Below are 13,215 nucleotides of genomic sequence, written 5' to 3' on the forward strand. Positions count from 1 at the left end.
CGACACCCCTTTTGAGTTTTTTTAGACGCTCAACAGCAGGAACTCACGTTCCCAGGAACTGATCACCCGCTTGAAATTCTCATGTTCGGCGCGTTTGACCGCCACGTAGCCGCGCACGAACTTCTCGCCCAGGTACTGCTTGACCGTGTCGCAATCCTCCATCCGCGCCAGCGCGTCTTCGAGGGTGAACGGCAGGCGCAGGTTGCGGCGCTCGTAGGCGCGGCCTTCCACCGGGGCGCTGGGCTCGATCTTTTCGATCATGCCCAGGTAGCCGCACAACAAGCTGGCGGCAATTGCCAGGTACGGGTTGGCATCGGCGCCCGGCAAACGGTTCTCCACGCGCATCGCGTCGGGACTGGAAGTGGGCACGCGCAGGCCGACGGTGCGGTTTTCTTCGCCCCACTCGACGTTGACCGGTGCCGAGGTGTCCGGCAGGAAGCGGCGGAACGAATTCACGTTCGGCGCGAACATCGGCAGCAGCTTTGGGATGTACTTCTGCAACCCACCGATGTGGTGCAAGAACAGCTGGCTCATCGTGCCGTCGGCGTTGACAAACACCGGTTTGCCGGTGGCGATGTCCACCACGCTCTGGTGCAGGTGCATGGCGCTGCCCGGCTCGTCGGCCACTGGCTTGGCCATGAAGGTCGCGGCCACGTTGTGCTTGAGCGCCGCTTCGCGCAGCGTGCGTTTGAACACGGTGATCTGGTCGGCCAGGTGCAGGGCATCGCCGTGGCGGAAGTTGATTTCCATCTGCGCCGGGCCGTCTTCGTGGATCAGCGTGTCGAGGTCCAGGCCCTGCAGCTCGCACCAGTCGTAGACGTCTTCGAACAGCGGATCGAATTCGTTGGCGGCGTCGATGGAAAATGACTGGCGGCCGGTTTCGGCGCGACCGGAGCGACCCACCGGGGTTTTCAATGGCAGGTCCGGGTCTTCGCAGCGCTGGGTCAGGTAGAACTCCATTTCCGGCGCCACAATCGGCTGCCAGCCTTGCTCGGTGTACAGCTGCAGCACCTTTTTCAGCACGTTGCGCGGCGACAGCTCAATCGGGTTGCCCTGCTTGTCATAGGTGTCGTGGATCACAATCGCGGTGGGCTCGATAGCCCACGGCACCACGTACGTGGCGTTGGACACCGGGCGGCAGATCATGTCGATGTCGGCCGGGTCGAGCAGGTCGTAATAGATATCGTCGTCGACAAAGTCCCCGGTCACCGTTTGCAGCAACACACTTTCCGGCAGGCGCATGCCTCGCTCATGCAGGAACTTGTTGGTGGGCGCAATCTTGCCGCGTGCGATGCCAGTCAAATCACTGATCACGCATTCGACTTCGGTAATCTTGTGTTCTTTCAGCCAGGCGGACAGCTGATCGAAGGGGGCGTTCATAAGGACCTCGTCATGGGTTGGATGCATGCGCCTGCTTGTACTTGCGGCGCATTGAGGTCTATCTTGATGCCGCCGCACGCCGGCATCTATCCACTTTGCACCAACCATAACGCACCAATAGAGTGCGCCCAGGTTACCCATGACACAGGCAACAGCTTTGCGCGTACAGGCTTTCACCACCGGTGATGTGGCCGCTCAATGCAGTGCGACACCCGGTTGGGTGCAGCAGTACCAGCAGATGTCCCCGGGGCATTTTGCCGGGCAGATCCGTTACCTCGACCTGCAAGGCGTGCAGGTGTACGAAGAGTGCATGAACACGCGCGTGGAGCAGAACTTCAACGCGCCGCCCGGTGCCTTGGCGTTTTGTTTCGATGGCAGCGACAACGCGCTGTACCTGCTCAATGGCGAAAGCCGCAACACCTGGATCACCCCGGAAAACTACCGCGAAGTGGCCGTGGTGTTCGGCCCGCAGTTCGTGCAGCGCCAGGGCCTGGATGTGGCCAGACTTGAAGGCCTGTTCATGGCCCCGCTGACCTGTCAGCAGAACGCGCTGTTCACCCGCTGGCTCAGCGGCACCCTGACGCGGTTGTCCGCCACACTCGACCCGATCAGCCGCGACGCCCTCACCCAGCAGTTGCTCGACGATTGCCTGTTCATCCTCGACAACGCCTGCGTGTGCCTGGACCGCAGCTCATTGCAGCGACGCAGCGACGAACGCCTGCTGATGGCGCGCATCGGCGAGTGGGCAGCGGATGCGCCGGATGAAACCGTCAACTTGCTGGAATTGGCGCAAATCGCCGGTGTGCCGCTGCGCCAGTTACAGCAAGGCTTCAAGACCTACACCGGAATGAGCCCGGCGCAGTGGTTGCGTCTGCGTCGGTTGAACGGGGCGCGGCGCGAGTTATTGACCTCAGCCGACACCACCGTGGCCGAGGTCGCGATGAACTGGTCGTTCTGGCATTTGGGGCGGTTTTCGAATAGCTACCGCGCATTGTTCAAGGAACTGCCCAGTGAAACCCTGAAGCGCTCCAGCTGAAAGGCGGGACGGCAGAACCATTCGCGATAACTTGTAAAACCCCGCACTTCCCCCTAGCTTATGCGCCCCCCCGTCCTGCGCTTTAAGGCCCTGTCCCCATGGTTTTGCGTTTTCGTCCTGCCGTTCACTCACGTTTCGCCCTCGGCCTGCTGCTCAGCGGCGGCATCGGTAGCAGCCTGGCGGCTGAAATAGAGCTGCCGGCGGTGAACGTCCAGGGCCAGGACGAGGCCGGCTACCGCAGTGAAACCGCATCGGTCGGCGGCTTCGATGAAGCGCCATTGCTGGACACCCCGGCCTCGATCACAGTGATCAACGCCGCGCTGATCAAGGACCAGCAAGCGCGCCTGCTCAGCGAAGTGCTGCGCAACGATGCCTCGGTCGGCGACAGCTACGCACCGATTGGCTATTACGAAAACTTCGTGGTGCGCGGCTTCTCGCTCAATGCGGCAAGCAGCTACAAGATCAATGGGCGTACCGTCACCGGCGAGCAGAACGTCGCCCTCGAAAACAAGCAGCAAGTGGAAGTGCTCAAGGGCCTGGCTGGTGTGCAGAGCGGTATTGCCGAGCCCAGCGGTGTGATCAACTACGTGACCAAACGCCCGCAGGACGTGCGCTCGGTCACGGTGTCCACCGACGATCGCGGCAGCGGTTACATCGCCACCGATGTCGGCGGCTGGTTCGGCAGCGAGCAGCAGTTTGGCCTGCGCGCCAACGTGGCCCATGAAGACCTCAACAGCTATGTGGAGCACGCCAATGGCCAGCGCGATTTCGTGTCCCTGGCGTTCGACTGGACGATCAGCCCCGACGCCGTGCTGCAACTGGATGCGGAATACCAGAACAAGCAACAGCGTTCGGTGCCCGGTTATCAGTTGCTGGGCGGCACCGAGGTGCCCCACGATGCCTCGCCGAAAAAACTGCTGGGGCACCAGAGCGGTTCCAAACAGGTGGGCATCGACTCGCTGAACCTCAACGGCAAGTTCGAATACCGTTTCAGCGATCAGTGGAAAGGCACTATCAGCGCCGCGCGCAGCAAGGTGGTGATTGATGACTACAGCGCGTTTGCCTGGGGCTGTTATGGCTCGACCAGCTGTAGTTCATCGAGCGTGCCCAACCATTTCAGCCCCGAAGGCAACTACGACGTCTACGACTATCGCAGCCCCGACGATACCCGCCGTGACGATGAAGTGCAGGCTGCAATGACCGGGCTGTTCGACACCGGCGGCCTGGGCCACGAGCTGACTGTGGGCAGCAGCGCGTTTCGCCGAGTGATCGACAAGCGCGAAGCGGTCAACGCGTACATTGGCAGCGGCAATATCAACGAAGACGCACCGACCTTCGCGCCCACCGACGAACCGCTGAAAGACAGCCACCGCAACCTCGACAGCCGCCAGTACGGGCTGTTCGTCACCGACCGCATTCGCTTCAACGAGCAATGGCAAACCATTCTTGGCGGCCGCGAAGTGCGCCTGGATGAAAAAGCCTATGACGATAATGGCAACCAGGCTCGCCACACCCAGCAATACGTGTTCCTTCCTCAAGCTTCGTTGATTTACAAACCAGTGGAAAACATCTCGCTGTACACCAGCTACAGCAAAGGCCTGTCGCTGGGCGGCACGGCGCCTTGGTTCGCTGAAAACGCCGACGAAACTCTGGCTCCAACCGTGTCACGGCAAATCGAAGCCGGCGTGAAATACGACTGGCGCCGAATTAGCTTCGCCGCCGCCGTATTCCAGACACATCAGGCCTATCAGTACGCCAAACCGGAAGATGGCAAGTTCACCTACGTGCAACAAGGCCAACAGAAAAATACCGGCCTGGAACTCTCCGCCAACGGCTGGGCCACCGACCGCCTGCAAATCGCAACCAGCGTGGCGGCGATTCGCGCGCGCGTGAGCAATAGCGGCACGCCGGAATACGAAGGTCATCAGGCGATCAACGTGCCCACGCTGCGCGCCAGCGTGTACGCCGACTACGCGTTGCCGTGGGTGAACGGTCTGGCGCTGCTCGGCGGTGTGCAATACAGCGCCAAGAAATACGCCAACCGCACCGGCAATGTTGAAGTGGGGGATTATGCAGTGGTCAATGTCGGCAGCCGCTACACCACCAACGTCGAGGGCTATGAAACCGTGTTTCGCCTGAGCGTCGACAACCTGTTCGACAAGCGTTACTGGCGCGACGCCGGCGAATACATGGGCGATGACTACCTGTTCCAGGGCGCGCCGCTGACGGCGCGCCTGAGTGCTTCGGTCAACTTCTGAACACCCGCGGCGCTGCCAGACACAGCGCCGCCACGCCACAGATCAACAGGCTCCAGCCCAGGTTCTGGGCCCAGGCCACCAGCCCAAGCCCGCCGCCGATCATCAAGTAATACAGCAAGCCGAACACTGCGGCGGCCGTGCCAAGCCGGTCGGGATAGCGCACCAGCGCGGCACCCAGCACATTCGGGATTGCCATGCCGAATGCCAGCACCACCAACAGCATCGGCCATACAAAAAGCCAGCTGTCTTGCAGCAGCACGACGAGCAAGCCCCCCAGTGCCGCTACGCCAGCGGCGCTCAGCACCAACTGCTCACCGTTCATGCCACGCTTGAGCAACCGCTTGTTCAGCCACGCCCCAAGCCCCGAACCCAGCGCCAGCAGCACGCCGCTGTAACCGAATTGGGCAGCGGACAAACCCAGCCGCGCGAAGATAAACGGCCCCACGCTGTAATAACCGAACAGCGCAATATTGAACGCCGCCACCAGGCCGACCGAGCGCCAAATGCCTGCGTCCCTGAGCATCAGGCCCAGCGTTTCGGGCAGCGACGCCGTCGACACTGAGGCGGGACGCGTCTCGGGCAAGGCCCACAGGCACCAGCCCCACAACGTCAGCGCCGCCAGCAGCAACCCGGCCAGCATGCCGCGATAACCGAAGTACGCCACCAGCGTCGCGCCACTGAACAAACCCAGCGCAGGACTCGCAGCCAGGGCGATGCCCATTATCGAAAACACCTGGGCCAACTGCGCACCGTGGAAGCGATCGCGCAGCACGGTCTGCGTCACCACCGAGGCGACCGCCGCACCAAACGCCGCCAGCGCCTGGGCCACTAACAAGGCATTGAACGTGGCCACACTCAAGGCCAGCACCGAGGCCGCCACATACAGGGCCAATCCGGCCAACATCACCGGCCGCCGCCCCCAGCGATCACACAGCCGACCCCACACCACGACCCCGAATGCGAACGCCAGGAAATACACCGACAGGGTCTGCCCTGCGCGTTCGGGCCCAACCGCAAACGCTTCGCCGATATCACCCAGGGCCGGGCTGTAAAGGGTCTGGGCCAATTGCGGAAACATCAGCAACGCCACACTCAGCACCAACAGGTTTTGCACGTTCATTGACGACTCCTTGGTATAAACAACGCCAGGAGTTTAAGGACCGGCAACTGGGGTATTATCCAAACTTCGTCATTTTATCGATCAAATCGGACAACCTATGGCCTGGCTTGCCGCCGACGCGTCTTTCGACCCCGACCGCCTGCCGGCGCCGGTCATCGGCATCGCCGCACTGCTCGGCGACCATGACTCCGGCCTGCATCGGCACCAGCGTGGGCAACTGTTGTTTACCCAACAGGGCTGCACCCGCATCACTTTGGACAACCAACTGTGCCTGCTGCCGCCCTCCCGCGCGGCATGGATCCCCTGCGGTGTGCCCCATCGCGCGGTGATGCACAAAACCGTGGATTACCGCTCTGTCTACCTGAGCGCGGCATTGGCTGATCAGTTGCCCAAACAGGTGCGGGTCATCGAAGTCAGCGCCTTGCTGCGGGCGGTGCTGGAACCCATGGCAATGGCGCCGTTCCAGACCGATTGGCACGCTGGCCGGCATGCCCATCTATTGGGGTTGTGCCTGGATGAAATCCGCCAGGCCGCCGAGCAACCGATGCTCCTGCCCTTGCCGCACGACAAGCGCCTGGCCCCGTTGCTGGCCGATCTCGACAGGTTGCCGCCAACGCTGCAAGCGCTGGAAAAACAGATTGGCGCCAGCACCAAGACCATCGGCCGGATTTTCCTGCGGGAAACCGGCCTGGGGTATCAGCAATGGCGCCAGCAGTGGCGCTTGATGCGGGTCATCGAACTGCTCGCCACCGGGCGCAGCCTGGGCTACTGCGCGTTCGCGCTGGGCTTTGCCAGTGACAGTGCGTTGATCGCCTTTTTCAAGGGCATGACCGGCACCACGCCACGCGGGTATTTCAAATCAAGCTGAAGGCTTACTTGGGCATCTTGCGAAAGCCCACGGCCAGGCGGTTCCAGCTGTTGATGGTGGCGATGGCCACGCTCAAATCGACCTGCTCCTGAGCGCTGAACTCGGCGGCCAGTGCGTTGTAGTCTTCGTCTGCGGCGTGGGTCTGGCTGAGCAGGGTGAGGCTTTCGGCCCAGGCCAGGGCGGCACGCTCACGTGGGGTGAAAAACGGCGTTTCACGCCAGGCCGACAGGGTGTACAGGCGGCGCTCGGTTTCACCGCCCTTGCGGGCGTCGGCGGTGTGCATGTCGAGGCAGAAGGCGCAGCCGTTGATTTGCGAGACGCGCAGGCGCACCAGTTCCAGCAGCGGGAGTTCAAGGGACAGTTTGCCGACAGCGGCTTCCAGGGCGAGCATGGCTTTCATGGCGTCCGGGGAAGCGGTGTAGAAATCGGTACGGGCTTGCATGGTGACACTCCAGAACGGTGGGGATTGGTGGCCAGAGTAGTCACCGTGAGTGCCTGGAGGAATATCCAATTGCGGGGAAGATTGGGTGGCCAATGTGGCGCCCGTGCGGGAAGGTAAAACGATCAACCCGGCAACGGAATTACCCGCAGCCGCCTGACCGACTTGTACGAAAAACTCGAATAGATCTCCTTGACGCAGGGCAGCGTTTGCAACACCTCGCGCGCAAATTCGCCGAACGACTCGAGGTCCTTGGCCACCACCTCAAGCAAGAAGTCATAGCGCCCGGACACGTTATGGCACGCCACAATCTCGGGAATTTCCAACAACCGCTGCTCAAAGGCGCGCGCAATGTCCTGGGTATGACTTTCCATCATGATGCTCACAAACGCGGTCACCCCGTACCCCAGCGCCTTGGGCGACAGGATCGCCTGGTAGCCGCTGATCACCCCGCTCTCTTCCAGGCTGCGCACCCTGCGCCAACACGGTGAGGTGGTCAGGGCCACGCGGTCAGCCAGCTCGGCCACCGTCAGCCGGGCATTGCCTTGCAGCGCGTTTAACAGTGCTTTATCGGTGCGATCCAGACTCACGGGCATGATGTGCCTCTATTCATTGTTTTTATCGACGTTTCGACCCTTAACCCGGGCATTTCCAGCAAATTTTGCAACGTTCATCTTTGGTTATGAGCATAGCATCGTAGGAAATAAGGAGCGTGCGACATGAACAATAAACACAATGCATTCGGCTTTTCCACTCGCGCCATCCACCACGGCTATGACCCCAAGGACCACCACGGCGCCCTGGTGCCGCCGATCTATCTGTCTGCCACGTTTGCGTTCCCCACGGCTGAATACGGCGCTGCCTGTTTTGCCGGTGAAGCCAGCGGCCACTTCTATACGCGTATCTCCAACCCGACCCTGGCGCTGCTGGAATCGCGCATGGCCACCCTGGAAAACGGCGAGGCCGCCGTGGCGTTCAGTTCCGGCATGGGCGCGATTGCCGCGACGTTCTGGACCCTGTTGCGTCCGGGCGATGAGGTAATAGTCAGCCAGACCCTCTACGGCTGCACGTTCGCCCTGCTGCACCATGGCATCGGCGAATTCGGCATCAAGGTGCGCCACGTCGACCTGACCGACCTGGCCGCCTTGCGTGCGGCGCTTTCCCCTGCGACCCGCATGATCTACTGCGAGACGCCGGCCAACCCCAACCTGCGCCTGGTGGACATTGCGGCGGTCGCCGCGCTTGCCCACCAGCAGCCCAACGTTACCGTGGTGGTCGATAACACCTACTGCACGCCCTACCTGCAACGGCCTCTGGAACTGGGCGCCGACGTGGTGGTGCACTCGGCGACCAAATACCTCAGTGGCCATGGCGATATCACTGCCGGCATCGCCGTGAGCAACCAGGCCCTGGCGCAGCGCATTCGCCTGCAAGGGCTCAAGGACCTGACCGGCGCGGTGATGTCACCGCAGGATGCGTCGTTGCTGATGCGCGGCCTCAAGACATTGGCCCTGCGCATGGACCGCCATTGCAGCAATGCCCTGGCGGTGGCCGAAGCGCTGCAGGCACACCCAGCCGTGCAGTGGGTGACCTACCCCGGGTTGCGCTCTTTCCCACAATACGAATTGGCAGCGCGGCAGATGAAGCAGTCCGGCGGCATGATCGCCTTTGAACTCAAGGGCGGCATTGCGAGCGGGCGCCGCTTCATGAACGCCCTCAACCTATTCACCCGTGCGGTCAGCCTGGGCGATGCCGAATCACTGGCCCAGCACCCGGCCAGCATGACCCATTCCACCTACACGCCCGAAGAACGTGCGCAACACGGCATCAGCGAAGGCCTGGTGCGTTTATCGGTCGGGTTGGAGGACATCGCCGACCTGCTGGAGGATATCCATCAAGCCCTTGCCAAGTGCACCCGCACCGTCGCGTCCCGCCGGGTCCTGGTAGAAGAGCACAGCGTGAAATAAGCCTTAGGCACCCAGTAACGCTTTCCTACAAACGGTGGTCGGACTGGTCTGACCACCGTTATGCGTTTTTAATCTGATTTTTTCCAGATTGGATCCCCATGCTTTCGTCAGGCTGTACTAGCATAGGTGCTCGACGGGTGCATTATCACTGCAGGTTATTCACCCTGGTTACCTTATTAAATCCCGTCGCGATAAGGCTGAATACCTGCACTGGAAACTCATGGACGAATTGATGAACTCACACCTGTTCCCACATATAGGCAAGGTCATCGCCAGCACCGGCAGTCGCCATTTCCCACGCATGCTGCATGACCTCATCCTGACCCAACTGGCAGTGGACGCCACCCATATCACGCAATTGCGGGTCAGTGCCGAGGGCCACACCCGCCGCAGGATCAGCCCGGTCTACACCGATTCGGTAGCCGCCTTGGGTGAAGAACAACCCGCCGCCCAGCTGCACCTCACGCGCCGCAGGGACGACGTGCGCTATGTACTGTCGGTGTACCGCTCGCACCAGTCAGAAAGTTTTTCGCCGCAGGAACGCAGCATGCTGCAGGACTTCTCCACGCTGCTGCTGCCCATGGTCGAAAAACACATCACTGCGATCCAGCCTTGCCGCCCGACCAGCGAACCGGTGATGCCGGAAAACCAGGGCATCGAAACCCTGCGCCGGCGCATTGAAGAACGCCTGGTGCAATCGGGCCTGACGCTTTCCAACCGCGAACTCGAAGTGTGTGTCGGCCTGCTGGCCGGGCGCACTGCACCGCAATTGGCAGAGCAACTGGCACTCAAGGTCAACACCATCGAGAGCTACCTCAAGCGCGCGGCGATCAAGCTGGGCATCAGCGGGCGGCATTCGTTGTTGCGGTGGATGTACGCGACCGAGGAAGGCACGCTCACAGCCCTCTGAATCACCAAAACCTGTGGGCGCTGGCTTGCCAGCGCCCACATCTGATAGCTGCCGTCAGTCCCTGGCCAACGCCTCAATCGGGTCCAGCCGCGCCGCATTCCTGGCCGGTACAAAGCCAAACACAATGCCGATCAGGGTCGAGCACGCAAACGCGGTAATGATCGAGCCGAGTGAAAACACCATTTCCCATTCCTTCACAAACAACGAAAACAGATAGCCGATCGCAAAGGACAACGAGATCCCGATCATCCCGCCGATCAAACACACCATCACCGCTTCCACCAGAAACTGCTGGCGGATGTCCGACTGCCGCGCGCCCACGGCCATGCGAATACCAATCTCGCGCGTGCGCTCGGTCACCGACACCAGCATGATGTTCATCACCCCGATACCGCCCACCAGCAACGAAATTACCGCGATCAGCGACAACAGCAGCGCCAGCGAGCGGCTGGTTTTCTGCACCGTTTGCATGATGCTGTCGAGGTTATTGGTGAAGAAATCCTTGGTGCCGTGACGTTGCAGCATGAGTTTATTGACGTTTTCTTCCACCACTTTGCTCGGCTGGCCGTCCTTGATGCGCACGGTGATGCTGTCCAGATGGCGCTGGCCCAACAGACGCCCCGCCGCCGTCTCATAAGGCACCCACACGTTCAGCGCCTTGCTGGCGGCGAACATGTTTTTGTTGTCGGCCGTTACACCAATCACCGTGCACGGCAGATTGCCGACCAGGATCACCTGGCCCAAGGGGTCCACATTCGGTCCGAACAAGCGATGTCGGGTGTTGTGGTCGATCACCACCACCTGGGCCTGGCGCCGCGCGTCACTCTCGCTGAAGGCAATCCCGGCTTCCAGCTTCAACCCCTTCACTTTGAAGTAGCGGTCGCTGACGCCATTGACCTGCGCATCCAGGTCGATATTGCCAAAGCGCAGCAGCAGGTTGCGGCCCACCACCGGCGTGGCGCTGTCGACGTAATACAGCTGGTTCAACGCCTCCACGTCCGAGGGCATCAATGTTTCGATGGCGGATGCGCGGCTATCACCAAAACTGGTGCCGGAAAAGATGTCGATGGTGTTGCTGCCGATCGCCTGGATGTCTTTAAGCACATAACGCTTGGCGCCCTCACCGATGGCCGAGATCGACACCACCGAGGTGATGCCGATGACAATCCCGAGCATCGTCAGCAGGGTGCGCATGCGATGGGAAATCAACGCGACCCAGGCCATGTTGAATGCTTCCTTGAACAACCCCAGGCTCGCCACCAGTCGCCGTGCGCCGCTGCGCCGGGTCTCGATGGGCGCCTCGGCGGGCACCTCCAGGCCGGCGCTGTCGTTGGCCTTGTCGCTGACAATCTCGCCGTCACACACCTCGACAATGCGCTGGGCATTGGCGGCCACCTTGGGGTCGTGGGTGACGATAATCACTGTGTGCCCGGCGGCGTGCAGCTCGGCAAGGATGCGCATCACCTCCTTGCCGCTGTGGGTGTCGAGGGCGCCGGTGGGTTCGTCGGCGAGAATCACTTCACCGCCGTTCATCAGCGCGCGGGCGATACTCACGCGTTGTTGCTGGCCGCCGGAAAGCTGGCTCGGCCGGTGGCTGGTGTGCCCCGCCAGGCCCAGGCGGGTGAGCAAATCCCGGGCGCGGCTGTGGCGTTGCGTCTCTGGCGTGCCGGCGTAGATCGCCGGCATTTCCACGTTGTGCAAGGCGCTCAGGTGCGCGAGCAAATGGTAGCGCTGGAAGATAAAACCGAAGTAATCGCGGCGCAGTTCCGCCAGTTGCTCATCGCCGAGCGAGCGGGTTTCGATGCCATTGATTTTGTAGCTGCCGGCGGTGGCGTAGTCCAGGCCGCCGAGGATGTTCATCAGGGTGGATTTACCCGAGCCCGAGGCGCCGATGATCGCGACCATTTCTCCGGCATGGATGGTCAAGTCGATGCCCTTGAGCGCGATGAATTCGCGCTCGCCGGCCATGAAACTGCGGGTGATGCCCTTGAGTTCCAACAGTGGCTGGGTCATGCGTCAGTTCCCCGCCACAACAGGCGTTGCGTCACCGATCACGACCTTATCGCCCTCCACCAGGCCGTCCAGAATCTGCACTTTGACGTTGTTGTTGATCCCGGTCTTCACATCCCGCGACACGGCTTTGCCCTTGGCATCCAGCACACGCAGCGGGTAGCTGCCATCAGCATTGCGCGAGCCGAGTGCCGCCACCGGCACCATCAGCGCGGCCTGGGCGGTGTCGAGCACGATACGCACCTGAGCGGTCATGGCGATGCGCAGGCGATGGTCAGGGTTGGGCACGTCGAACAGCGCGTTGTAGAACACCGCGGTGTTTTGCTTGGGCGTGCCGGCGGTCTGTGTTTCGAGGAAGTTCTGCGGCGCCGGCTCGGTCCCGCGCAGCTTGGCGTAGTAGCGCTTGTCGGCCTCGCCGAGGATGGTGAAATACACCTGCTGGCCGGGGCTGATGTGAATCACATCCGCCTCGGACACCTGGGCCTTGACGGTCATGGTGTCCAGGTCCGCCAGCTTGAGCAGCACCGGCGCCAGCTGGTTGGCGATCACGGTCTGGCCTTCCTGGGTGACGATGCCTACCACATCCCCGTCGATGGGCGCGACGATGCGGGTATAGGCCAGGTTGACCTTGGCGGTGTCGATCTGGATGTGCGCACTCTTGATCTGCGCATCCAGGGACAGCAGGTTGGCTTGCTGCACCTGGAAGGTGGATTGCGCGTCTTCAAAATCCTGACGCGACACCGACTCGTCGATCTGCAAGCCTTTGTAGCGCTCGTAGACAGACTTGGCCTGCTTGAGCTGCGCCGCCGTGGCGCGGCGCTGGGCCTGCAGGTTCTCTTCATCGACCTGGGCTTTGCGCAAGGTGTTTTGCAGGATCAGCGGGTCGATTTCGGCGAGCCATTGGCCTTTTTTGACCTTGTCACCAACCTTGACCTTGAGCGACTTCAACTGCCCCGAAACCTGGGCGCCGACGTCAACCTGTTTGATGCCTTCGAGCACGCCCGTGGCCAATACGGCATTTTCAATATCACCCCGTTCAGCCGTGGCGGTGAGGTATTGCGGCGTGTCGGCGGGCGCTTGCACCGTATACACGACAAGGCCGATGGCAACCGCCAATACCGCGAGCATTCCGAGTTTGCGAAACGTTGACTTATCCATAAATGACCATAAAAAGATGAAGAGGGTCTGAAGCGAAAACGGCCTGGTGTGGGCGCTGGATTGCCTGTG

At 61.5% G+C, this 13,215-nt stretch carries 11 protein-coding genes; 5 read left to right on the forward strand and 6 right to left on the reverse strand.

Annotated features, from left to right (window positions below; all coding sequences use genetic code 11):
- Positions 1-21 precede the first annotated feature (21 nt).
- A complete protein-coding gene (locus tag ACM530_RS27795) occupies positions 22-1,380 on the reverse strand; it encodes a glutamine synthetase family protein (RefSeq protein ID WP_416363722.1) in 1,359 nt (452 codons plus the stop codon).
- Between the two features lie 139 nt (positions 1,381-1,519).
- On the opposite strand from ACM530_RS27795, the gene ACM530_RS27800 reads away from it, so the two are divergent.
- Together ACM530_RS27800 and ACM530_RS27805 are read left to right on the forward strand one after the other, a co-directional pair.
- Positions 1,520-2,416: a helix-turn-helix domain-containing protein gene (locus tag ACM530_RS27800; RefSeq protein WP_145164643.1), complete on the forward strand. Its 897-nt coding sequence runs from the start codon at positions 1,520-1,522 to the stop codon at positions 2,414-2,416.
- Positions 2,417-2,514: 98 nt separating this feature from the next.
- Entirely contained in the window at positions 2,515-4,674 is a 2,160-nt protein-coding gene (locus tag ACM530_RS27805; protein ID WP_416363723.1) for a TonB-dependent siderophore receptor, read from the forward strand.
- Here ACM530_RS27805 and ACM530_RS27810 read toward each other — a convergent pair.
- Positions 4,664-5,794, reverse strand: a complete 1,131-nt coding sequence (locus tag ACM530_RS27810; protein WP_416363724.1) for an MFS transporter — start codon at positions 5,792-5,794, stop codon at positions 4,664-4,666. The two genes, ACM530_RS27805 and ACM530_RS27810, sit on opposite strands and share 11 nt — an antisense overlap.
- A gap of 97 nt (positions 5,795-5,891) precedes the next feature.
- Here ACM530_RS27810 and ACM530_RS27815 point away from each other — a divergent pair, with 97 nt between their 5' ends.
- Positions 5,892-6,662 carry an AraC family transcriptional regulator gene (locus ACM530_RS27815; RefSeq protein WP_416363725.1) on the forward strand — a complete coding sequence of 257 codons (771 nt, stop codon included), beginning with the start codon at positions 5,892-5,894 and terminating at the stop codon, positions 6,660-6,662.
- A gap of 4 nt (positions 6,663-6,666) precedes the next feature.
- Here the strand turns inward: ACM530_RS27815 and ACM530_RS27820 are convergent, their stop codons facing one another.
- Complete coding sequence (locus tag ACM530_RS27820) at positions 6,667-7,104, reverse strand: carboxymuconolactone decarboxylase family protein (protein WP_242197584.1); 438 nt, start codon at positions 7,102-7,104, stop codon at positions 6,667-6,669.
- A gap of 122 nt (positions 7,105-7,226) precedes the next feature.
- Positions 7,227-7,697, reverse strand: a complete 471-nt coding sequence (locus tag ACM530_RS27825) for an Lrp/AsnC family transcriptional regulator (RefSeq protein WP_145164653.1) — start codon at positions 7,695-7,697, stop codon at positions 7,227-7,229.
- 123 nt (positions 7,698-7,820) lie between these two features.
- On the opposite strand from ACM530_RS27825, the gene ACM530_RS27830 reads away from it, so the two are divergent.
- Positions 7,821-9,068, forward strand: coding sequence for a methionine gamma-lyase (locus ACM530_RS27830; RefSeq protein WP_404487866.1), 1,248 nt, complete (start codon positions 7,821-7,823; stop codon positions 9,066-9,068).
- A gap of 232 nt (positions 9,069-9,300) precedes the next feature.
- On the forward strand, positions 9,301-9,978 hold the full coding sequence (locus tag ACM530_RS27835; RefSeq protein ID WP_178119735.1) for a response regulator transcription factor: 678 nt from the start codon (positions 9,301-9,303) through the stop codon (positions 9,976-9,978).
- A gap of 54 nt (positions 9,979-10,032) precedes the next feature.
- Here ACM530_RS27835 and ACM530_RS27840 read toward each other — a convergent pair whose 3' ends face one another.
- Both ACM530_RS27840 and macA read right to left on the reverse strand, forming a co-directional pair.
- Positions 10,033-11,991: a MacB family efflux pump subunit gene (locus ACM530_RS27840; protein ID WP_416363726.1), complete on the reverse strand. Its 1,959-nt coding sequence runs from the start codon at positions 11,989-11,991 to the stop codon at positions 10,033-10,035.
- Positions 11,992-11,994: 3 nt separating this feature from the next.
- Entirely contained in the window at positions 11,995-13,146 is a 1,152-nt protein-coding gene (gene macA / locus ACM530_RS27845; protein WP_242197590.1) for a macrolide transporter subunit MacA, read from the reverse strand.
- Positions 13,147-13,215: the final 69 nt, after the last annotated feature.

The organism is Pseudomonas sp. NFX183 (assembly GCF_047943075.1).
Classification (GTDB): domain Bacteria; phylum Pseudomonadota; class Gammaproteobacteria; order Pseudomonadales; family Pseudomonadaceae; genus Aquipseudomonas.

Excerpts from the sequence above, each read along its gene's own strand:
- ACM530_RS27815 (WP_416363725.1), top strand. The coding sequence starts at position 5,892 with ATGGCCTGGCTTGCCGCCGACGCGTCTTTCGACCCCGACCGCCTGCCG.
- macA (WP_242197590.1), bottom strand. The coding sequence starts at position 13,146 with ATGGATAAGTCAACGTTTCGCAAACTCGGAATGCTCGCGGTATTGGCG.
- ACM530_RS27805 (WP_416363723.1), top strand. The coding sequence starts at position 2,515 with ATGGTTTTGCGTTTTCGTCCTGCCGTTCACTCACGTTTCGCCCTCGGC.
- ACM530_RS27840 (WP_416363726.1), bottom strand. The coding sequence starts at position 11,991 with ATGACCCAGCCACTGTTGGAACTCAAGGGCATCACCCGCAGTTTCATG.
- ACM530_RS27800 (WP_145164643.1), top strand. The coding sequence starts at position 1,520 with ATGACACAGGCAACAGCTTTGCGCGTACAGGCTTTCACCACCGGTGAT.
- ACM530_RS27835 (WP_178119735.1), top strand. The coding sequence starts at position 9,301 with ATGAACTCACACCTGTTCCCACATATAGGCAAGGTCATCGCCAGCACC.
- ACM530_RS27820 (WP_242197584.1), bottom strand. The coding sequence starts at position 7,104 with ATGCAAGCCCGTACCGATTTCTACACCGCTTCCCCGGACGCCATGAAA.
- ACM530_RS27825 (WP_145164653.1), bottom strand. The coding sequence starts at position 7,697 with ATGCCCGTGAGTCTGGATCGCACCGATAAAGCACTGTTAAACGCGCTG.
- ACM530_RS27795 (WP_416363722.1), bottom strand. The coding sequence starts at position 1,380 with ATGAACGCCCCCTTCGATCAGCTGTCCGCCTGGCTGAAAGAACACAAG.
- ACM530_RS27830 (WP_404487866.1), top strand. The coding sequence starts at position 7,821 with ATGAACAATAAACACAATGCATTCGGCTTTTCCACTCGCGCCATCCAC.
- ACM530_RS27810 (WP_416363724.1), bottom strand. The coding sequence starts at position 5,794 with ATGAACGTGCAAAACCTGTTGGTGCTGAGTGTGGCGTTGCTGATGTTT.